The 23102-nt window shown below is 34.3% G+C and carries 11 protein-coding genes; 1 reads left to right on the top strand and 10 read right to left on the bottom strand.

Annotated elements, in window-relative coordinates; translation table 11 throughout:
• Positions 1-11 precede the first annotated feature (11 nt).
• From J7574_RS14820 to gcvT, 10 genes are all read right to left on the bottom strand, one after another.
• Entirely contained in the window at positions 12-6368 is a 6357-nt protein-coding gene (locus tag J7574_RS14820) for a T9SS type A sorting domain-containing protein (protein ID WP_290969986.1), read from the bottom strand.
• Positions 6365-7615: a hypothetical protein gene (locus J7574_RS14815; RefSeq protein ID WP_290969985.1), complete on the bottom strand. Its 1251-nt coding sequence runs from the start codon at positions 7613-7615 to the stop codon at positions 6365-6367. The genes J7574_RS14820 and J7574_RS14815 overlap by 4 nt, the downstream gene beginning before the upstream one ends.
• Position 7616: 1 nt before the next feature.
• Entirely contained in the window at positions 7617-8783 is a 1167-nt protein-coding gene (locus J7574_RS14810) for a hypothetical protein (RefSeq protein ID WP_290969982.1), read from the bottom strand.
• Positions 8784-8787: 4 nt separating this feature from the next.
• The gene (locus J7574_RS14805) at positions 8788-10086 is read right to left on the bottom strand and encodes a SprB repeat-containing protein (RefSeq protein ID WP_290969980.1); all 1299 of its coding nucleotides are present in this window, start codon (positions 10084-10086) and stop codon (positions 8788-8790) included.
• A 4-nt stretch (positions 10087-10090) separates the two neighbouring features.
• Positions 10091-12166 carry a hypothetical protein gene (locus tag J7574_RS14800; protein ID WP_290969977.1) on the bottom strand — a complete coding sequence of 692 codons (2076 nt, stop codon included), beginning with the start codon at positions 12164-12166 and terminating at the stop codon, positions 10091-10093.
• Between the two features lie 2 nt (positions 12167-12168).
• Positions 12169-16872, bottom strand: coding sequence for a hypothetical protein (locus J7574_RS14795; protein ID WP_290969974.1), 4704 nt, complete (start codon positions 16870-16872; stop codon positions 12169-12171).
• Between the two features lie 281 nt (positions 16873-17153).
• The gene (locus J7574_RS14790; RefSeq protein ID WP_290969971.1) at positions 17154-17360 is read right to left on the bottom strand and encodes a hypothetical protein; all 207 of its coding nucleotides are present in this window, start codon (positions 17358-17360) and stop codon (positions 17154-17156) included.
• A 280-nt stretch (positions 17361-17640) separates the two neighbouring features.
• Positions 17641-18354: a YebC/PmpR family DNA-binding transcriptional regulator gene (locus J7574_RS14785; protein ID WP_012024626.1), complete on the bottom strand. Its 714-nt coding sequence runs from the start codon at positions 18352-18354 to the stop codon at positions 17641-17643.
• A gap of 181 nt (positions 18355-18535) precedes the next feature.
• Complete coding sequence (locus J7574_RS14780; RefSeq protein ID WP_290969952.1) at positions 18536-20572, bottom strand: S41 family peptidase; 2037 nt, start codon at positions 20570-20572, stop codon at positions 18536-18538.
• Between the two features lie 197 nt (positions 20573-20769).
• Complete coding sequence (gcvT, locus tag J7574_RS14775) at positions 20770-21852, bottom strand: glycine cleavage system aminomethyltransferase GcvT (RefSeq protein ID WP_290969949.1); 1083 nt, start codon at positions 21850-21852, stop codon at positions 20770-20772.
• A 332-nt stretch (positions 21853-22184) separates the two neighbouring features.
• On the opposite strand from gcvT, the gene J7574_RS14770 reads away from it, so the two are divergent.
• Positions 22185-23033 (top strand): NAD(P)H-hydrate dehydratase, encoded by an 849-nt coding sequence (locus tag J7574_RS14770; protein ID WP_290969947.1) that lies wholly within the window; start codon positions 22185-22187, stop codon positions 23031-23033.
• The last annotated feature ends 69 nt before the right edge of the window (positions 23034-23102 follow it).

Below are 23102 nucleotides of genomic sequence, written 5' to 3'. Positions count from 1 at the left end.
ATGATTGAGGATTATTGTATAATCAGTTTTCTCAGCTTTGTTCCCTGCTGCGATTCAAACAATACAAAATAGATCCCTGATGGAAGTCCGTTTAAACTAAAATTGAACGAATAATTATCCTGTCCATTTCCACTTTTAGAATCAATAACCACATTGTTGTTTAGGTTATAGACTTTTACAGTTGCTGGCATTACTTTATCTAATGTTGCATTTACAGTAAATATTCCATTGGAAGGATTTGGATAAACCTTTATATCAAATTTTTTCTGTAAATCTGTTTCATCAGGATCAACGTATTCCCCTTTGGTAACTAAAACGGTTTTAGTCTGGTAAGCGGTACATCTTCCTTTTTCGGTATTAATTGTAATATCGTATTCACCAGGTTTTGTAAAACTCATTTCGGCATAATCTCCATTATTAGTTGTTACAACTGCTTCTGGCGGTAATTTCCATTCGATTTTATCTGCTTTTGGATTGCTAACATCTACGATGATAAATTTTTCATTAACAAATACTTGAGATGACATAATAAACTCAGCACTGATATCAGATTCTTGACTCGAAATATTAATTGTATCTGTTGCTTGACAGCCTAATTTATTTGTTACAACAAGTGTATAATTGGCAGGTTCTGAAACTGTAATAATAGGGTTTGTACTTTTGAAGCCTTTGTCAGATGTCCATGCGTAAGTAGCCTTATCATCATCGATAGCACCATTAATTGTAAGGCTTTGTTTGTAGCAAAGAGTAACATCTTCGCCTAAATAAATAACGTCTTTTGGAGGATCTATAATGGTATAGCTTCTTGAAATTTTACAGCCTCTATAATCTGTTATTTCAATTGAATAAGTACCTGCAGTTGCATTGTTCAATGTATTTGTTTTCTCGCCAGTATTCCATAGATAAGTATATGGAGCTGTACCTGCAATTGGCGTTAAAACAATTTTTGCATCAGAGCCTAGATAACATGTTGGCATTTTGATAGTTTCTGAAGCATCAAGATGAGGTGGTGCAACAAAGGAAATAGATTTAGTAATCGTACATCCATTAAAGTCTGTAACCGTTACAGAATATGTTCCTGGTGCAGCATTTTTTAGAACTTCTGTAGTTGCGCCAGTATTCCATAAGTATGTATACGGTTTTGTTCCACCAATAGCAGTAGGAGTAATAGTCCAATCATTTCCATCTCCGCAAAGTGTGTAATCTGCAGAAAGTGAATTGCTCAATTTTTGAGGTTCGCCAATTATAAACGATTCACTTTTTGAAACGTTGTTTTTTGTATCGGTTACTTCAACATAGTAGGTTCCTATTCCAAGATTTCCTAAGGAGACATTTGTTCCAAGAATGCCTGTATCTGGAACCGAGTACCATTTGTATGTATAGCCAGCAATTCCTCCCATCACATTTGCTCTAAGGCTTGCATTTTTATCTCCATTACACAAAACTTTATTAGTAGATGCAATAGTAGCAACTAACAAATCAGGCTGTGTAATTTCGTATAGTTCAGATGTAATTGTACATCCTTGAGCATCAGTTGCAATGGCGTAATATTTACCCGCAGGAAGATTTGTTGCAGTTGCAGCAGTTCCGTTAACCTGACTATTTGCACTTGTAAACCATTTATAGCTGTAAGGTTGAGTTCCGCCCTGAACCACGATATTAATACTTCCGTTAGAAAGTCCAAAACCTGTTGTAGGTGTAATTGTATTTTGACTTATTAGTAGCTGTTTTGGTTCTGTAATTTCAACATTTACTATTGAAGTATAATTACAGCCTTTACTGTCTTGCACTTGTATGTCGTAAGTATTCGCTTTTAAATTTGGAATTACAGCTGTAAGATTATTAAAAGCTATCCAATTGCCATAACTTGAATTTTGAGGTTTATAACGGTATTGAAAATTATTGCTTCCGCCAGACGCTTTTAATGTAATAGTACCATCGCTGAATCCTAAACAGTTTACATTTTTTTGTGTATAAGTAACCACAATCGGATCTGGCTGTGTAATTAAAATCGATTTGCTAGTAACTTCTACTTTGTTAAAGTCTTTTACAACAGCATAATAAGTTCCAATTTCCAGATTGCTCAATAAAGCATTTGATTCGTTCGGAATTTTAATACCATTTTTATACCAAGAAATAGTTCTAATTCCGAAACCTCCTTTTACAAGCGCTGTTAATGAGCCATTTTTACCATTATTACAAGTAATCTCTGCCGATTGGCTGATGCTGATTTCTAATACATTATTGTTAAAATCAAATTCTGTAGATTTTGTACATCCAGTGGCATCTGTTGCTGAAACAGTAAAAATGCTTGAAGCTAAATTGGTAAAATCAACTTGTTTCAAGTTTGAGTTTGTTACATCTTTAATGATATTTCCATTACTATCTTTACATACATATCTGTAAGGCGCAATTCCGCCTACGATTTCTATATGTAATGCACCATCATTATTGCCCGCAGTTGGAATAGTTGGTACTATTTTATCCAAATCAAATCCGAAATCTAATGGCTGGTCTATTACGATGTTGTTTAAAGTCCCAACGCAGAGATTTCCATCATAAACGGTTACAGAATAAGTTCCTTTTCTTAAATTGTATTGATTTTTGGTTGTACTTCCATTACTCCATAAATAAGTATATACGGGAGCTCCAGCAATGATGTCAGGTGTTCCTCCAGTTACGTTAATTTCTGCCACTCCATCATATCCATCATAACAAGTTACATCTTGTTTATTTGCTGTGGTTACTATGATTTGTGTTGGCTGTGTAATTTCGAATAGGCTGGAAGTAGTTTTATTATTGTTTGAATCAATAACTGTTACATAATATTTGCCTCTAGGAATATTTCCTGTTGTTGCTTCGATACTTAAAGCTGTATTAATTAAAGTACCATCTTCTTTAAACCATTTGTAAGTATAGAATCCCTGTGCATCAGGCACACCAGTTCCAACAACTGCTTTAGCTTTTAAAATACCAACTCCTTCGAAACAATCAATTGTTTTTGCAATCGAAATGTTTACTTTAAGTTCTAAAGGTTCTTTAATACTAAATGGTTGCTCTAATGTACAGTTTTTACTATCAGTTACTACTAATTTGTATGATCCGGCTAATTGATTGTCTAAAATTGGATTAGTTTGACCAGCAATTTCTATGTTGTTTTTAAACCATTTATAAGAATAATTGGGAGTTCCACCAGAAATTTGAACAGAAATTTTTCCGTTGCTTAAGCCAAATCCCGAAGCATCTACAACATTTTGACTTGCAATCGCTAATGCATTTGCAGGTTCTGTAATTTCAATTGTTTTACTGATAGTACAGTTTACAGCATTTTTGTCTGAGACCGTTACTGTATAATTTCCAGCAGGAAGATTATTAATACTTGTTTTTCCATTATTAACTGCAGAGTTATAATTCCACACAATATTGTAATCGGAAGAACCTCCGGTTATCGTTAAATTGATTGTACCATCACTTCCATTTTTACAAGAAACCTCTGTTTTTGTATTGGTAATCGCTAATGGATTTGGTTGTGTAACCGTATATTCATTTGTTCCGTATAGTATGTTATTGTTTTGGTCTGTTACTGAAACAATATATTTTCCAGCTCCAAGGTTAGAAACTTTATTTGTTGTTGATAAGACTACAGTTGGAGCTAAAGCATTGTACCATTTATAAATATAAGCAGGTACACCACCACTAATTGTTGCAGTTAATTCTGCCGTTGTGTCTCCAAAACATTTTACTTGTGTATTTGGTGTCATTGTGATAGCTGTAATGTCTAGCTTGTCTGGTTGCACCAATGTATACTCTTTAGTAATGGTACAATTATTCTGATCTGTAACAGTAAGTACGTAAGTTCCAATTGCCAGCTGATCTAATATTTTTGCGGTTCCAATAACCGGAGTGCTTCCTTTTACTCTCCAAGCATAAGTATAATTTGTTACTCCTCCAGTAACATTAACTTCAATGACGCCATTTTTGGTTTCAAAACCTGTTAAATCTTTCACTTGAACATCAGTTATAGCTAGTGGTGCAGCAGGCTGATTTATCTTAATGTTGTTTAATACTGTTGTACATCCGTTTTTATCTGTAATTAGTAAGCTATAAGTTGCTGATGTAAGCCCTGTTAAATCTTCTGTTGTTGCGTAAGCTATATTATCTTTTTTCCATGCAAATGTATAAGGTAGAGTTCCTCCTGCAGGTGTTATATCAATTGCTCCAGTATTGTTGCCGTAACATAAAACAGGTGTGGTCGAAGTTAGTGCAACAGACAATACGTTAGGTTGCACAAGATCAAGTTCATTGCTTTCTTTTGTTGCACCAACATTATCAGTCACAACTAGCTTGTATTTTCCAAAACCTAAATTAGGCAGAACATTAGTGTTTCCTGCAACTAAAGATCCATTTTTATACCATTTGTAAATGTAATTGGCAACACCTCCGTTAACAGTAGCTGTTATTTCACCGTTAGTATTTCCATTACATAAAATAGATTTAGTTTCATTTATAGAAACAGTTAATTCTGGATTTTCAGTAATTGTGTATGTTTGTGTGGCAGTACATGATTTGCTATCTGTTACTTCTAAAGTATATTTACCAGCTTTAAGAGCAGAGATATTTTTTGTAGTTTGTAAAAAGGTATTTTCTTTATCATACGTCCATTTATAAATGTAATTTCCATTGTTAGGAGTGCCGCCAGTTATAGAATTAAGTGTAATAGACCCCGTGCTTTGTCCATAAATTGCAACATGTGTAATTGAAGGTGCAGGAATAGTAATAGGAGTAGGCTGTCCAAGAACAATTCCGTTTATAGTAAACGGACAATTGTAAGCATCGTTTACAGTTACCGAATAAGTTCCTGCAGTTAAAGTAGTTTGATCTTTTGCCGTGCTTCCATTACTCCATAAATAGGTGTAGCCACTTCCTACTGTTCCTCCAGAAACATTAAGTATAATAGTACCATTATTTCCTCCAAAACAACTTGGATCCGTTTTATTATGAGTTACATTTAGAGGGGCGGCTGGTTGTGTAAGGGTATAATCGATATAAGCTGAAGGAGTTTGTCCCTCATTAACTCTTACTCTATAAGTTCCGAAAGGGATATTGCTTATTGTTGCAGTTGTCGTGCCTTGAGCAGTTTCGGTAGTACCGTTCATTGTGTACCATTTGTAAGTATATCCAGAACCTAAACCTCCAAAGGCTTTTGCAGTTATACTACCTGTTGATTCGCCAAAACATTTAATATCTGTATGAGCATCAATTGCTACAGCTAAAGCATTAAGTACCATATCTGCACTTGTAACAGAGCAGTTATTAGCATCTGTTATAACAACATGATATGTGCCATTATCAAGACCAATAGCTTCTCCGTCTTGATCAGGGTCGGGATTAATTGGTGAATTTCCTTTGTACCAAGCATAGGTATATCCTGGGGTACCACCCATTCCAGAAACTTTTATTTTTCCATCAAAAGCCGTTGGAGTTGAGGGCTGGGTTTGGGTTACGGAAGGATTGACTGATATTGAAGTTCCAGGCTCAGTAATTTGAATAGAACCAGTGATCGAACAATTTGAAACGTTTGCATCAGTAACAGTATACTCATAAGTCCCAGCCGTTAAATTTGTTCTGATTGCTCCTATTGGGCCATTTGTCCATTGTACATTATAAACTCCAGTTCCTCCGCCGAGCATTAAACTTACCATACCATTATTTTCTCCTCTACAACTAACATGTGTTAAATATGGTGTTGCAGTTAATTTTGCATTTTGATCTAAGAAGATATCTGCTGAAATTGTTGTATTGGCAGGACTAGCATTGTCTGTTACTATAACTCTATAAGTGCCAGTATCTAAACCTCCAGCAATGTTGCCTGATTTTCCAAATACAGTATTGTAAACACCTCCTTCTTTTTTTTCCCATACGTAGGTATAACCTAGATTAACTGTACCTCCTGAAACTGATGCGACTAGACTTCCGGTGCCACCAAAGCAGGCTATTTTATTACCAGAAACACTAGCTTCTAATTTTTGAGGTTGTCCTATAGTAAAAGTTTTTGGAAGAGAGCAGTTTTTAGAGTCGGTTACTGTTACGATATAAGTACCTGCATAAAGCTTATTGAAGTCAGTAGGAGTAAATGGAGCTCCATCCTTTGTCCATACTTGTGTGTAGCTGGCATTATTTAATAAAGTTCCTCCAGTTATAGCAAAATTTTCAATTCTTCCGTTATTCTCTCCAAAACCTGAAGCTGGTTTTTCTGTACCGTCAATAACAATAGCGGCAGGATTATTAATAACAACTTTCTTAATTCCTGTTTGAGAATAAAGTAGAAATGATGTTAATAATAAAGAAAAGAGTATAATTTTTTTCATATTTTTTGATCGTTTGCGTTTATATCTATGCAATTTTTAGAATCTCTAACTGTTATATAGTGATTACCAGCAGGGAGTGTAATGTCATTTGTAGTAGATGAAAATTCTACTTCTGTACCGTCGTCAATTGAAAAGAAATAAGGGCTAGTTCCATTAGAAGCACTTATTTTTATTATACCAGATTGATTATTGCATGCTGGTTGAGTTGTTGTTATTTGATAGCTAAATTGACTTGGAGGATCTACTTTAAAAGTTTTGTTCATAGCCTGACTTAAACTTGCACCATTTCCTGTAGTTAATCTTGTTTGATAAGTTAAAATGTAGGATTCTATTCCTAGTCCCGTCCATCTATAGCTTTTAGGGCTACCCGTCATCATAGATTTGGTTATAATTTTATTACTTAAACCAGAGCCATCAGTATGTTTCAGAGTCATTTCATATTGTTCGTTATCTAGAAGTCCTCGATCAAAGTTTAGTGTTACTTGACCATCAGATTTATAGACACAAGATGTCAGATTATTTGAAGAAACTGATTCTAAAATAGGAGGACATGGATTTACATAATATGATATAATGTTTGAGTAAACTTCTTCTCCAGTAATGGTAGTGTCAGAATCAATGAGAACACGAAAATCAATGTTACCTATATAAGTTGAAGAAACATAAGTTGATCTATTAAATTGAAATGTTTGATTAAATGTTGTGCTAATATTAGTTGATTGAAAATTACCTCCTTCAATTCGATATTCCCATATAAAATGCTGCGTTCCCGTACAGCCAGTAGCTTGCAAGCTTACTTTATCACAGAAAGAATTATCAGCAGTCGGTTGTATTAACACTTGATTGGTTATTATACTAAATTCTGGAACAATTTCAGCAGATGAGCGACCGCCAGAATAACCAACGGCACTATAGCAGTTTGTATTAAAGTTGTAAGCTGCTAATCCTGAGTTCCAATCTTCGCCACAAGGCCCGCTGCAATGTTCGGAATCTGGTCTGTATGCATCAAAATAATATGTAGTAGGTTTTTGATCAAAAATTAAATATGAACCAACTGCTTTTGTAGGATTGAGTAAACTTCCATCTGCTTTTTTTATCCAATATTGATAAAAAAATTCGCCGTGTGGGAAATATGATGTACTATAACCGCCAACTATTTCCGCATTTGTAGTCATAATGTAGGTCTGCGCACAAAGATTGCCCACAGAAAAGAAAATAATAAAAAAAGTATAGTAGAGTTTCTTCATATTATTGATTAGCACTTAAATCGATACAAGAATTTGTATCTCTTACTTTAATTGAATGTTCACCAGATGAAACATTTATTTCTCCTGTTGATGATGTAAATTGAACTTCAGGATTCGAATCTATTTTATAAAAATAGGTTCCTGTTCCTCCAGTTGCGGTTATAATTATTTTTCCTTGGTCATTATTACATTGTGGTTGCAAATCGGTTACTTGAAATTTTAAAGCTTCTGGGATAGAAATCGTAAACGTAGGATCAGGCGATGGATTTGTGCTAGTTTCCTGAGTTCCGATAAAAGTTTGATATTTAAAAGAATAATTGCCTGCCGGGACATTTGTAAAACTTAGTTTTCGATTTGTGGCATCAATCGAATAATCAGAAAGGCCAACAGTTATATTTCCGGGTTGTTTAAAAAAAGTAAAAAGAAACTTCTCATTGGCTACTAAATCTCTATCATAAGTTAAAACTAACTGGCCATCATTCTTATCAACACAAGTTGTAGCTTTTGTGTCTGGAAGTCCAATTAAACTTGGAGGACATGGAATAATATCATAAATAATTTCGTCAGTAAAACTCGTGCCGTAACCTGTTCTAATTTGGAGTTTCTTTTTTCCATCAGAACCTCCTAATGTTGCCATATTAAAAGAGATTGATCTTTGAGCTTGATAATTACTAGGAAAATTAGTCCACGTTCCACTATCATAACGATATTGCCAGTTCCAGCCTCTTGTTAATGTTATCATATCGTTTTTGCAATAGTTTGTATTTACCGGTTGCGGTAAATAAATCCCCATCATTTCAGCATCGCCTATACATCCTCCAAAATAACCACTATCAAACGTTTCTTTGTCGTAACCAATAGTTTTATTTAAGGTACAATCGCTTCCATCTTTATTTCCTGCTGTACGACTACTGCAAACAATACTTATTGGATTATCGGTTACATAAAAGAATGTGTATTCGACAACTACATTAGCTGTTGTATTGCTGCCTTCTGATACAGAATTAGAGCCTACAGTTATACTTAAGTTTCCTGCATGACTACCATTCCAGCCCTGAAAAGGATCTAATGTTGTTCGTACAAGCATTCCATATTTGGTAGCTTGGGCATTTGAAAATTGTATTAGTCCAAAAAAGAGAAATAATACAGCACGTAATTTTGTTTTCATCTTTTTAGTCGTTTGCGTTTTTATCTATGCAGTCATTTGCATCGGTAACTTTGATGAAATAATTTTTTTCATCTAAATTTCGAATATAATATTTACCATTGCTAAGCTCTGGAGTAACCTCTGTATTGTTTTTGTAAAAATGAAAAGGAGAAGTTCCGCTTGTAATCGTAACTTCTATAAATCCATCATTGTTTCCAACGCAACTTGGATTTTGTTGATTACTGATAGTGAAAGATAATTTTTGAGGATTTGTGTATTGAAAAGGAGCACTAGTACTTTGTAAAGAACCAGTATTGTTGCCACCTTTTCTTCCTTGATATTTTACACTATAAAATTCTCCAAGTTCTAGTTTCCCGGGATTTAGAAAAGTGTATTTATATTTATTTGTTCCAGGATCTAAAACCAAAGAAGTTATATTATAATTTTGAAAATGAATAGTGCCTTTAAGTGGATTTGCATTCACAACATAGATAGTACTGAAGTCTTCATTGTTAGCAAAATTTCGATCAAAAAAAACATCAATTTTTTCAATATTGTCATCGTTACATTTAGGCGGAGTGTATACTACATTTTCTGCAACCGGAGCACATGGGGTATAGTTTATTGCCAAAGGATCAGTAAAAGGACGATTTTGGCCATAGCCTAACCTAAACAACACCTGTTTGTTGAAGTAGTTTGTATGGTTTGCTCCAATTAATTCTTGCATACTTATGTTAAGAATTTCTTTTTCATTAACTTGTTTTCCGTTTATACTAAGAGGAATATCGATCCAAGTAATAGCATTATCTAAACTATATTGCCAATGATAAGCCTCGGCAGGGAAACCAGAAGGATAACCTCCTAAACTAAGTTGTTCACCAGCGCATAATTCACTTGGAGTGGTACTTGCATTATTTATCGTTACATTAGGTTTAAAACCATCAATAGCAAATCTTTCGTCAATACAACTAAACAAAGTAGCAGTTCCATTTTTTATAAATGTAACAGCAGAAATTGTTTTCGATTGATCTCCGCTACAGCTAGAAACACCAGTCTTGGATATACAGGTAGATTTTATTGTTAATCCAAAAGTTTGAAATTTTGGAACATTAAAATATTCTTCATACTCTGTATATTCAACGAAATGCGTTTTACTGTTAACCTGCTCTTTGTAAATTCTACCATCTCCAAAAATCTGCCATCCGTATGCACCATCCCAACAGTACTTTTGGGTCGGTACACTATAGGAAAGATAGAAAAAGTAGGTTTGTCCAAATCCCTTAAATGTACATGCAAAAAATAGTAGAATGATTAACTTTTTCATTTAATTAAAATTTCACTGTGTAAAAATCCATTTTAGACATTCTACCATCTTTAAACAATGCTCTTATTCCGTATTTATAGGTTGTATTAATTGTAAGTGTTGGATCAGATAATTTTCTGGTTTCTGGTTTTACCATTTGAATTAACTGAAGCGGTTCTGCATTTGTTGCTTTATAAATTTCAAAACTTTCTACGCCAGTCTCATCATAGCTCCAAGACAAGTCAATACTTTTTGTAGTTGTATTTGCTTGCGCAAAGAATCCTTTTACAGCTGGTTTTACAGTATAATTGGGTACGAAGAATGCAACTTCTGGAGAAGGTTTAGAAACTAGTCCGCTTTCATCTTTTGCATATATAGCATATCTGTAAGTAGAACCTTCTTTAGCTTTTTTATCCTGATAAGCTTCAGATTTATCTGTGCCATTCCATATTAATTCCCATTTTTCCTGATTATTTTCTTTACGATAAAGCTGATGCGATTTAACGTCTTCGCTCTGGCTATTTGCCCATTCTAAAAATACCGCGCCATCTTTTATCTCATATTTTGTAAATACCGGTGAAGCAGGAGGAATAATATCTGGTTTTTTTACGATCAGAGTTTCTGAAAAAGGAGACATATTATAGCGATAATCCACAGCTATAATTCTATAGTAAACTTTACTGTTTAAACTTTTTAGAATCACCTTGTCTTCAAAAGTGTTATTTTCATGGGGACTTACTGTCAGCTGGCTGAACTCTTCTTCTGCTGTATTTCCTTTGTAAATACGATATCCTAAAAGATCTTTTTCTTTATTAGGTGTCCAAGATAATTTTACGACACCTAAACTATCAATAGTAGCTTTTAAGCCAATAGGTTTTGCAGGAGGAATAGAATCGACAGGCTGAACCAGCATAGGAAAAGAAGTTCTGCTGTTTCCGTTTTTCCCAATCGCGGTAACAGTAAAATAATTTGTTGCAAGAAGTTTATTATAGGTAACAGAACGATCTTTTGCAGGAATATTTTTAATTACTTTAGTGTATTTGTCATCATCGTAGTCAGAACGATTAAGTTCAAAACCAGAAATTTCATTATTTCCTTCTTCTGGGAATTCCCAAGTTAATGTAACGGTAGAATCGTCTTTGAAATCTTTTACCGTTAAATGTGGAACATATTTCAATAAAGCCTTTCCTTTTCCAGAAACAACGTCAGAATAAGGTCCTAATTCGCCAAAAGGAGATATACCTTGAATACGGTAATTATAGGAAGTATTGTTAGCAATAGAATCTACATAAAAAATTCGGTTGTTGTTTGCATTTTCCTGACTTAAACTAGTATATGGTTTTTCTGTAATTCTTTTGTAATTAATTTTATCAATAGAACGTTCTACATAATAACTGCCATAAACATGTGCAAGAATTTTAAAATTCCAGCTTAACATCGTACTATTATCTGTAAAATGCGCCGTAAGATCCATTGGTTTTGGTAAAGGCTCATATTCTTTTAAACTAACAAAAACTCCTCCATAAACAATGCTCAATTCTTTTTCAGGAACATTTGACGAAATACGATAGGCATATTTTTCATTTTGTTTGACATTTTTGTCTTCAATACCTAAACCCGCTTTTTTTGCAATTTCAAAATCTTTGTCAGCTGTATATAATGCAAATGTGAAACGCTGTTCTGCTTCTTCAGAAAGATTTACAATAGATTCTAAATTATCAGCTCCAGTTACACTAAAGCTTTCTCCAAAAATTGCTTGAGCAATAATGGCGGCATTATCATTTTCATCAATTAATTTTTCCCATGTCTCTACGGGTTCTGGTTTAAAAGCTTCAGCTAAGACTACACGTTCTGGTTTTGCAAGTGTTTTATTGTCTCTTGTAACGGTGAATCTTTCAATTAAGTAACCGTAAGTGTTTAATTTTTTCCAAGCCAAGGAAGTATTAACTGCCCAACGCAATAAGATACGATCTTTTTGAACCCTTGCAATTACTTGGATTTCGTTCTTTTTTTCTATGTCATTTTTTTCCTTAGAATTGTTTTGGGCAATTCCAGAAAAAGTGAAAATTAAAGAAAGGATAAAGAAAAATTTGAACTTCATTATTAAATTGATTTATTGAATGTGAATACAGAACTGCTTCCTAATTGACCTCCCGGAAGAGTGTAATTCAGTTTTATGTTATAGGTTCCTTGTTTGATATAAGGGAATTTTCCGTTAATAATATAATCATACTTCGTAACCATTTGCTGGTTTAGAGTATTTAAATACTTATTAACCACTTTATATCTTAAATTGACAAAATCGGTTTTATAGTAATATGGTAGATTATAACGATATGGTAGATATTCCTTCAACATATAGCTTGTTGGATTATTAATTAAATAATCTTGATACCATGCTAGAGTTTCTACTCCTTTTGTTGGCGGAACACCAAGAACTGTTGAGCTTCTGTCAAACTGTAAATCGTTTTCTAAAGGATATCCTTGGTATACTAAAGGGAAAATTTCGTTTTTATAATAATTATCATCTAGAATCGCTTCGGTGTTAATTAAGGGAACGTACATTGTTTTAGCATTTCCTATAATTTCAATTTCATCAAAAGGTTCGGTTGAGCTATTTAAAGACTGTAAAGCATGCACATCAGAGTAAATAATCTCTACTAAAGTTTGTTTAGGCTTTTTGGCCGCCATTTTTTCAGAGAAGCTGTTATACTGACTTGTATTGAAATTATATTGCAATAATTCAACACCTTCACCACCAGTTACAACCTCTGCCAATTTACTGTCCTTTATCTCAACATTTGCATTTTCACCCAAATCTTGCTTAGTATAGCTCTCTTTTAAATTGCTATTGGCATCACTTTTTGTTTCAAGTGTCATTAAAGAAATGCTATAAGTCTTAGACGTTTGTAACGCTGGTAGATCTATGCTTACTTTTCTCAGCGTGCTATTATAAGTTATAGCCCCTGTACTTGAAGCTGTTCCCGTTTTATAGAATGCTTTTTGAGATTGTCCTTGTTTTAATTCAAACAAATAAGGCTGTCCTTGTTTTAGCACTACATATGCCTGTTTAGATTCGTTTTGATAAACATATTTCTGGTCTATTACAGGATAACAATACGCAATATTGGTTACAGGAATATTGTTTGGTGCAAGTCCTGTAGTGAAATTTCTAACCTCAGTTTCAGTAGCAATTTGCCCGTCATCATAAACTGTTTTCCATGCTCCGTTAGTAAGTTCCTGGAAACTTACTTTTACTGTACTTACTAGACTTGAATTAGGTGGAAATACATCAAAAGGAGTAAAGCTTAATAAATCTTTAGTTTGATTCCATGTTATTTCTCCTGGAATAACAACACCATCTTTTTTAACGGTGTATTCTTCTAGTTTAAGTTTATATGTTTTTACGCCAGAATCTTCTTCTAATGTGAAGCTTTTTTCTACTGGAAAATTAAATCCAACTTGCGGAACAGCAAATACACTGACATCTTTTGTGCCTTCAGCGGGAGTAATGTCTGCAATTGTTTTTAATCCGCCTAAAGGAGAATCATTAATAAACTCGCATTGTTTACCAAATTCCAATTTAAATCTAAAACTTCCCTTAATGGCACCTCCGAGTAAGTTGAAATAACCTCCAAGATACCCTCTAATCCAGACGGGATTAGGAAGTTTAGCTTGTAAAAGAACTGCACCGCCACCTTTTATAATGGATATTTTCTTTTTAATCATAAACAATTTAATCTTGATTCCCAGTTCTCCCTGCAAATAAGCGTAAGATTGTCCGTTAGCATACCAGCCATTAAGACCAATTTGTCCAGAACCTTTACATTGTGCTTCGCCATAATCTTTTACCATAATGTCAAATCCAAATCCACATTGAAAATTGGCATAAAAGATTAGAAAAGTTAAATCGCCTGTTTTTAAGCTAAAATCAGATCCAAAAGCAAAACCTTTACCAGAAGCTACACTGTTTTCATCGCGCATATAATCAAGTGATTGCGCACTGACTCCAAGAATTTGTGCAACGATATCGGGTGGAGGAGGGCTTCCCGGAATGTCGTCTCCAATCATAAAATAACCTCCAGCTTCTACTTCAAAAGAACCAATAGCTAGTTTTATTCCTAAACGATCTGTTGGTGTACCCATTCTGATGTACCATTTGTCTGGTGCAAAATGCAGTACTGCCCATCCAGCTCTGTTACCAGACGCGCGACCCTTAATAAAACCTCCTGGAGTATCTATATATAAGTCAAAAGTTCCATGTAAAGTTTTAGATCTAAAATCATATTCGATGGCTGCAAATGCATTGATTCCCATACGTGCCTTAACATCTGTAGGGTACAACTGCTCAGCCGCTTTAGAAAGATTTGAAGTTTTTAGCGCCTCTAATGCAATTGATGACATTAAAGATTCATTTTCAGTTACGGTTTTTAAAGCTTGGGTTAATTCAGACGCACCAGGTATTTCGAAAGTTTGCATTACGTGTCCTTCGCCATAGATACTGATTCGGTTTATGCCTCCATGCGTATTAAATGCGATTTCGAATCCTGCACCACCCCAAAAAGCATCTGCAGTAGCAGTTCCGGCAAATTTAATCATGGCTTTGACACCAAGTCCTGAATCGATATCTGGAACATAGTTAGAACCAGAAGCGACAAAACTGTTGCTAAATCCGTCTTTTTTCATTTTATAGTATGCACCACCACCAAATCCTTTAAAGGTAATAGCTCCCGCAGGAATATTAAGATTGTCAACCATTGCGTCAACATACCAATATCTAAAGCTTTTTGAACCAAAGATAGCATTAGCTTCAACAGAAATTCCTCCTGTAAAATCGGCACCAAGCATTCCTTTAAATCCATTTCCGTAAATAGGATCATTATCTAATATGGTAATGCTTCCTTTAAATTTGACGCCGCCAAGATCGGCTGCGACTTTGATTTCTTCAAATTTAAGACGGTCGAATTTCCATTTTTGGATTCCTTCTTCAGGAGAAAATTTTCCAATAACGTAGAATTTTGTCTGGCCATTAAATTGATCCTTCATCAAATTAATAGCTAGATCGACTTTTAGACTTGCTGATTCTGTGTCAGCAATTAAAGCAATTTCATTAATCGTTACAGGGAAATTACTAACCTTAGCATCATCTTCCTTAACATTTTTGTACCCAAAATAGTCAGCAGTGATGATTGGGTTAACAGTTTGAAGGGTTAGATTTTGGAATATAATACCTTTGAAAACAGCCGTTTCTTTTTCTACTGGCCCAGTTTCTCCTTCCGCTTTTTCCTTGTTTTTTACCCCAGCGACCGCTTCAGATGCAGTTACTGGTTTATTATTGCTTGCTTTAAGTGAAAGAGTTCCATATAAAACCGCTTTAGGTAAAAATTTGCCCTCTTTTACTTTTAGCTCTACATAAGAGTTTTTTTCTAAGTTAGCTTTACCCTTAAATACCTGAAAGCAAATATCATTGGTTACTTCAGCCTTTAACAGATATTCATTATCGATGACATTAAAAAGAGCAGTATATCCAAGTTCGCCTCTTGCGTCTGATGTGCATTGCCCTGAAGAAACAGGTAAAACGATTGCTCCTCCAAATCCCGCAGAAACAAGAGAATTGGCTCTAAAGCCTAATTCAATATGATCAACCGAAAATTGCCATCCCGAAGCATCTCCATCTCCAATACTTAAAATATTATCTCCACTAAAAACGCCAGAAACTCCCATTCTGTCAATTAACAGGTTGGTAGCTTGGAATGTAATTCGCTCGTTGGTGCCCTTCTTTTTGAATTGTGATGGTAAGACTAGTTTCAAAGATTGAACATAAAACCCTCTCCAAAGCTTTTCGTTTCCAGGAACTAAATAATCTTTTTCATAATCTTTTGGCCATACAACATTGGTTGAGTTTCGCAAGTCACTCATATCAATGACTGCTTTGTTCAACTCAAAGCAATAGCCAGGATGTTTGGTTAATTGAAAAGCGGGTAAACTAATATCAATTAGGATATCATTCCAATTGCCTACAACAGCATTAAATTTTGCCGTTACACGACTATCACCAGCAATAGGTTTATAAGTCGCATCAACAGGTTCAAGCATGGCTCTTGAGAATAAAACCTCTGCATCAATGCCTAATTCTTTAAAGCCGTTACAATCTATAGTAACGTACGTCTTATTTGTAACCACTCCAGTGGCCATTTCCATACCGCCTTTTAAAACTAAAAGTGTTTTATCACCAAACATTTGAATGGGCACATCGCCTAGTAAAACTAAATTGGTGTCACCGACTAAACCTCCCTTATGAGAAAGTTTGATATTATTAGCTCCAAAGAACAGTTCTTTTCTGTTTCCTTGCGAATCTGTTTGGGGAAGTACAATTTTTACAAAAGCTGTCAGCTCAGTATATTGAGGAGTAAATTTTGCATTGCTAATCCCTAAAGAATATTGAATGCCGCCAATCGTCTTTTTAATGCCTAGTGGCAGCATTGCTAGATTTTTAGGCTCTAAATAATCGGTAAGATTATCATTTTTTTCGATTTCATTAAAAACCTCTTTCGCTTTTTCAAGATATTGATTGGTTGGATCACCAATTGGATAATTTTTTTCTATAAAAGAGCTGGTAAATTCGCTTTCAGTAGTGCTTGTAAAGTTGTTTTTTACAATTTGCTGCGGTAGAATTAACTGTTTAGGATGGTTATTCTTAACATTTGAAATAGTATCAATATTAGAATATGAAAAACAGTTTATACTAAATAAAAATAAAACTATACTTAATACAAAAGAAGGAAACTTTGAAGTAATTTTTTTCAATTTATAGTAGGTTTGGTTATGTGTTTTGAGATGGGAGCTGTAATGAAAGAATACCCTTTTAAGTTAAAAAACTTGGGAGATTCCAATCTTAAATAGCAGTGTGTTAGGAAGGTAAAGTTATTTTCATAGATTGGATTTAGTTTAAAACGTAATAGACTATTAAAATTTTGCCAAAAATAGACATTTGGTTAAATAAATCCTTACGGGTTTCCACATTTCGTTAAAAAAATAACCTTATAGAATAAAAAAAGCCTTCTGAAACTCAGAAGGCTAATAAGTTATTATCTCTTTTTTTGTTGACCTGGAGCATATGCTTTGGCACTTTGATCCCCATTCATTTTTTTTGCTTGTCCTGGTGGTATTTTTTTACCAGAATGATGGTGATTGTGGTTATGTACATTTGTAGTAGTGCAGCTAATTACACTTAAGACTAAGAACAAAAGAACTAGTGCTACTACAGCAATTCTTGTGATTTTTGATGTTTGCATTTTTAGTTTTAATTAATATTTGAGGTGTTGCAAATATAATCGAAATGTTATTTTTTGAAGTGTTTAAACTTAGTTTAAAATGAATTCAAATAATTTCATTCTTCTACTCTTAATTGCAACAAAATCTAATTTTATATAAGATAATAAGATACACTTTATTGCGTCTCTGCTAGTAGCAATAAACTAATTTTACCTTTATTTTATAAAACTTCAAAAAGTCCTTAAAACAAAAAAGCTCCAGAAAAATCCAGAGCTTTTTAAAATATATTTTATAGAAAGACTATTCTTCTTTCATTGTATGATAAACGTTCATTACGTCATCATCTTCTTCGATTTTTTCGATTAGTTTTTCAACGTCAGCGATTTGAGCTTCAGTTAATTCTTTTGTGATTTGCGGAATACGCTCAAAACCAGAAGATAAAATTTCAAGACCTCTGTTTTCTAGTTCTTTCTGTAAAGCACCAAAGCTTCCAAAAGGAGCGTAGATTAAGATTCCGTCTTCGTCTTCAAAAACTTCCTCAGCACCAAAATCAATTAATTCTAATTCTAATTCCTCAGCATCGATACCGTCTTTTGCGATTCTGAAGTTGCAAGTATGGTCAAACATAAACTCAACAGAACCTTGAGTTCCCATTGTTCCGTTGCATTTGTTGAAATAACTGCGAATATTAGCAACAGTTCTGTTATTGTTATCAGAAGCCGTTTCAATTAAGATTGCAATTCCGTGAGGAGCGTATCCTTCAAACAAAATTTCTTTATAGTTGGCAGTGTCTTTATTACTTGCATTTTTAATAGCGCGCTCCACATTGTCCTTAGGCATGTTTGCCGCTTTTGCATTTTGTATAACAGCTCTTAATCTAGAATTGGCGTCAGGATTTGGTCCGCCTTCTTTAACAGCCATTACGATATCTTTACCAATTCTGGTAAATGTTTTGGCCATTGCTGACCAACGTTTCATTTTTCTTCCTTTTCTAAATTCGAACGCTCTTCCCATTTCTAATTTTTAGTTTTGTGATGCAAAAATACGGTTTTCCTAATTTTTACAAAAACAAAATAATTCTTTTTTTAAGGATGATTTTTGAGTTTCAAGTTTCAGGTTTCAAGTTGATTTGCCATAGCAAAAGTTTCAAGTTTAGCACAACCTGAAACTTGAAACTTGAAACTTGAAACAAACCTCACTTAGCGCCTCCGTTAAATTCGTTAATGATATTTACAGCTTCGTTGAGGTACGGATTTGTTTTAAGATTATCCATCTGATATTGGTTAATCGTTTTATCATTCGGATAAGCGCCTAAAAGAAACTGATTAACACTAGAATTATATACATCAAGCGGATTATTTTCGTCATTAAAAGTATTAATCTCTTTCCAAAGCGCATTTAATGTTTTTTTCTGAGTGAAAACAGCGTCTAATGTCAACGGAATTTCTGCTTTTGGAGCATTTACAAGCTGATCTATTTTAAGATTGATCCTTTTAATATTATTGAAAAAATAATTGTCTGACAACCTCTGCGAGCTGTTTTTAGCGATTTTGTCAATTAAATTACGCTTCACATAGGTTTTGTACTTTAAGAAAGGTTCTATACTGTCGTTTTTAATTGCAGTCGGAAAATCGCTTTCTTTTTGGTAGATATCTTCATAAAATTCTGGAAGAACAACATCTGGTTTTACTCCAACATATTGATGGCTTTTACCTGTAATTCGGTAAAATTTATTGATTGTAATTTTCAAGAAATCTGTATTCTTTTCTTCGTCAAGCGGAAGAATAGTCTGCATAGTAGCTTTTCCAAGCGTAGTGCTTCCTAGTAAAAGCGCTCGGTTATAATCTTGCATGATAGAAGAAAAAAATTCACTTGCCGAAGCGGTATTGCTGTTTACCAATACCACAATTGGCCCTCTGTAAATTACACCTTTAAAAGGATCATTAATTACAGATGCTTCTTTTTTGTTGTCGATTACAATCGAAAGCGGACCATAATCTACAAACATTCCGGCCAGTTTTATAGCCTCTTCCATAGAACCTCCGCCATTGTCAATAAGGTCAATAACAAGTCCTTTTATGCTGTCTCTTTGCAGTTTTATCACTTCTCGAGCTACATCATCTGCACAGCCTTTTCTGCTAGTACCGTCAAGATCGGCATAAAAACTCGGAATTTTTATATATCCAATTTTACTGTCTTTGCCAATGATGAAGCTGAAAACCGAATTTTCTTCATCTTTCATCATTTGTTTTTCAATATAAACATCAAAACTTTTGCCCGAATTGCGTTTTAAAGTAAGTGTAATATGTTTATTGTTTTCAGATAATATCATAGACGATATCGACTCTAATGATGCGCAAGAAACCTGAAGTGTTTCTTTCTGATTGGAAATCGAAATAATCTGATCGCCTTTTTTTATTTGTCCCGTTTGATAAGCGGGGCCGTTTGGATCGACTTCGTCAATAATGATTTCGTTTTTTTCGTTCAAATTAACCGTCATTCCAAGCGATAAATGCTCTTTTGATAAAGAAGCAACAAAACTTGTTTTAGAATCATCGCTAAAATAAGCCGTATGAGGATCAAAATAGGTACAGAAGAAATTATAAAATTTTTCTTCCTGCTTGGTATTAGATTCTATTAGCGTATTAAAACGGCAGATTTCACTGGTAAGAATTTTATTTTTAGAAGCCTGTTCAATCGTATTAAAATTAGTTTTTAAAGAATCCAGATTTTCGCTTAGTTCCGCAATATCGTCTAAGATCTGGTAGCGAAGCTTTTTCATCCAGACCTTCTCCATATCTTCTTTCTTTAAATAAAAGGCAAAAGATTTTTTATAAAAACGAATGGTATCTTTTTTAGTATAATCGATTGGAATGGTCTGAATTTTTTCTAAAACTTTTTTGGTTCGCAAAAGACCATTTACATATTTGGCTTTTATATCGGTAAGAAAGCTGCAGTCCTTTTTTAGGATCAGATCATCAAGATTATAGCGATATTTCTGAGCCATTTCGTCATATTCGGTCTTAAAAAAGATATTGCGAGAAGGATCCAGTTCGTTAATGAGATTGTCAAAAACGAATACAGAAAGGCTGTCATCAACAGGTTTTGGTCTTAAGTGCTCAGCTTGAATAAGCGCATTTATTTTGTTTAGTATTTCACAAGTTTCTGCGCTGTTCTGACCAATGGATATAGTTGATGTCAGCAAAAAAAGGAGTAGTGAAATCTTTTTCATAAATGGAAATTCATGGTTTATGATTAAAGTTACACTAATTTTTTTACAAATTGTAGTATTTTTTTCAAAAAATCGACAACAAAAAGTATTTAACCGTTAAACGAACAAACCGCAAATAAATTAACGATTACAGATTTTTCTAGAAACAAAAAATGCGTTACCAACGTAACGCATTTTCTGCTATATTTCAATAAAAATTATTTCTTGTAAAAAGGTAATTTTACCACTTTAGCAGGAACATCATTTTTTCTAATTCTAATAAAAATATCGCTGTCAACCGCACTGTTTGCTACAGTAACATATCCTAAACCAATTCCTTTATTCATAGAAGGCGACATCGTTCCAGAAGTTACAATTCCGATTACCGCTCCAGAACCATCAACAATTTCGTAATCATGTCTTGGCACCGCACGCTCCTGCATTTCAAAAGCAATTAATTTTCTAGTAACACCAGCTTCTTTTTGCTTTTTAAGCGCTTCAGAATTGGTAAAATCTTTTGTGAATTTAGTAATCCATCCCAAACCAGCTTCAAGAGGAGAAGTAGTGTCGTTAATATCATTTCCGTAAAGGCAAAATCCCATTTCTAAACGTAAAGTATCACGAGCGGCAAGACCAATTGGTTTAATTCCGAAAGAAGCTCCTGCTTCAAAAACTTTGTTCCAAATTTGCTCTACCTCATCATTTTTGCAATAAATTTCAAAACCGCCAGAACCCGTATATCCTGTAGCCGAAATAATTACATTCTCGATTCCAGCAAAATCACCCACTTCAAAATGGTAATACGTAATCGCAGACAAATCAACAGAAGTTAAAGACTGCATTGCTTCAACCGCTTTTGGACCTTGAATCGCTAAAAGAGAATAATCATCAGAAAGATTTCTCATTTCAACACCCAAATCATTGTGAGACGTAATCCAGTTCCAGTCTTTTTCAATATTAGAAGCATTTACAACAAGCAAATACTGCTCTTCTTTCATTTTATAAACAATCAAATCGTCCACAATTCCGCCTTCATTGTTTGGCAAGCAAGAATATTGCGCTCTTCCAATGGTTAAAGTCGATGCATCGTTTGAAGTCACTTTCTGAATCAAAGCCAAAGCATTTGGACCCGTTAACAAAAATTCGCCCATATGCGAAACGTCAAAAACTCCCACGCCGTTACGAACTGTTTCGTGTTCAGCATTAACCCCTTCATAAGTAATAGGCATATTATAACCAGCAAAAGGAAGCATTTTCGCTCCTAAACCTTCATGTATGTGCGTAAGCGCAGTATTTTTCATTGTGTTGTTTTATAAAATTGTTTTGCAAATCTATTCAAAAAATATCAAATTTGAATGTCTTAAATTATAAATTTCGCAATAATTAGGAGCTATTTCCTGCTATCCGCTATATCTTTTGCTTTTTAAAGAAAAAAGCAAAAGGATACCGCTTCTATCAGGGCTAGGGGCGACGTTTTCAAAAGAAGATTCAGGATTTCAATTTTTTATGTAATTTTAGAATAAGAAAATCACGTTTTTCAAGTTGAGCTATGTTTACTTAAACAAGTGAAACGCCTTTATATGCAAAGAAAAGCTATGATTCTATGTGTTTAAAATTTAAAACACCAGCAAAAATGAAATCACCGTATTTAATCAATAAAGAAGAAATTCAGAAATTATACAAACCCGTAAATCCTCAAACCCACAAAGGAACACAAGGTCACGCGGTGATTATTGCTGGAAGCTACGGAAAAATAGGAGCAGGCGTTTTAGCTTCAAAATCCTGCCTAAAATCAGGTTGCGGACTCGTAACGACTTTTATACCCAAATGCGGTTATCAAATCCTTCAAATTTCCATTCCCGAAGTAATGACCGTAACCGATGAAAACACTAATTTCATAACCAATATACATTTACCCTTGATTCCTCAAGCTGTCGGAATTGGCCCAGGAATAGGAAAGGAGCTTGGCACGCAAAAAGCTTTATTTGAATTTTTACGAGTAAATAAAGCGCCTTTAGTTCTCGATGCCGATGTTTTAAACATCATTTCAGAAAATTTATCTTGGCTAGAATTAGTTCCCGAAGACACGATTCTAACACCGCATCCCAAAGAACTCGAACGTTTAATCGGAAAATGGAATTCAGAAGCTGAGAAATTTCAGAAAACAATCGCCTTTTCAGAAAAATACAAAGTGATTGTTGTCATGAAAGGCGCGCCGACATACATTATAAACAGAACCTCAGTTTACGAAAACACAAGCGGAAACGCCGCACTTGCAACCGCAGGAAGTGGCGACGTCTTAACCGGAATCCTCACCAGTCTTTTAGCTCAAGGCTACGAACCCAAATATGCATCAAAAATGGGAGTTTATCTGCATGGCTTAACAGCAGATCTAGCTCTCCCAAAAACAGGTTACGAATCTTTTACAGCTTCAACGATTATTAAATATCTTGGAAAAGCTTTTTTGAGCTTAAAGGTTTAACCGCAAAGAGCGCAAAGGTTTACGCAAAGAACGCAAGGATTGTTTTACATGATAAAGAATTTGCTCGCA

Origin of the sequence: Flavobacterium sp. (genome assembly GCF_017744675.1) — a bacterium.
Lineage (GTDB): Bacteria > Bacteroidota > Bacteroidia > Flavobacteriales > Flavobacteriaceae > Flavobacterium.
This window is presented reverse-complemented; position numbering and strand designations above follow the sequence as displayed.

Excerpts from the sequence above, each read along its gene's own strand:
- J7574_RS14805 (WP_290969980.1), bottom strand. The coding sequence starts at position 10,086 with ATGAAAAAGTTAATCATTCTACTATTTTTTGCATGTACATTTAAGGGA.
- J7574_RS14815 (WP_290969985.1), bottom strand. The coding sequence starts at position 7,615 with ATGAAGAAACTCTACTATACTTTTTTTATTATTTTCTTTTCTGTGGGC.
- J7574_RS14780 (WP_290969952.1), bottom strand. The coding sequence starts at position 20,572 with ATGAAAAAGATTTCACTACTCCTTTTTTTGCTGACATCAACTATATCC.
- J7574_RS14790 (WP_290969971.1), bottom strand. The coding sequence starts at position 17,360 with ATGCAAACATCAAAAATCACAAGAATTGCTGTAGTAGCACTAGTTCTT.
- J7574_RS14770 (WP_290969947.1), top strand. The coding sequence starts at position 22,185 with ATGAAATCACCGTATTTAATCAATAAAGAAGAAATTCAGAAATTATAC.
- J7574_RS14820 (WP_290969986.1), bottom strand. The coding sequence starts at position 6,368 with ATGAAAAAAATTATACTCTTTTCTTTATTATTAACATCATTTCTACTT.
- gcvT (WP_290969949.1), bottom strand. The coding sequence starts at position 21,852 with ATGAAAAATACTGCGCTTACGCACATACATGAAGGTTTAGGAGCGAAA.
- J7574_RS14785 (WP_012024626.1), bottom strand. The coding sequence starts at position 18,354 with ATGGGAAGAGCGTTCGAATTTAGAAAAGGAAGAAAAATGAAACGTTGG.
- J7574_RS14810 (WP_290969982.1), bottom strand. The coding sequence starts at position 8,783 with ATGAAAACAAAATTACGTGCTGTATTATTTCTCTTTTTTGGACTAATA.
- J7574_RS14800 (WP_290969977.1), bottom strand. The coding sequence starts at position 12,166 with ATGAAGTTCAAATTTTTCTTTATCCTTTCTTTAATTTTCACTTTTTCT.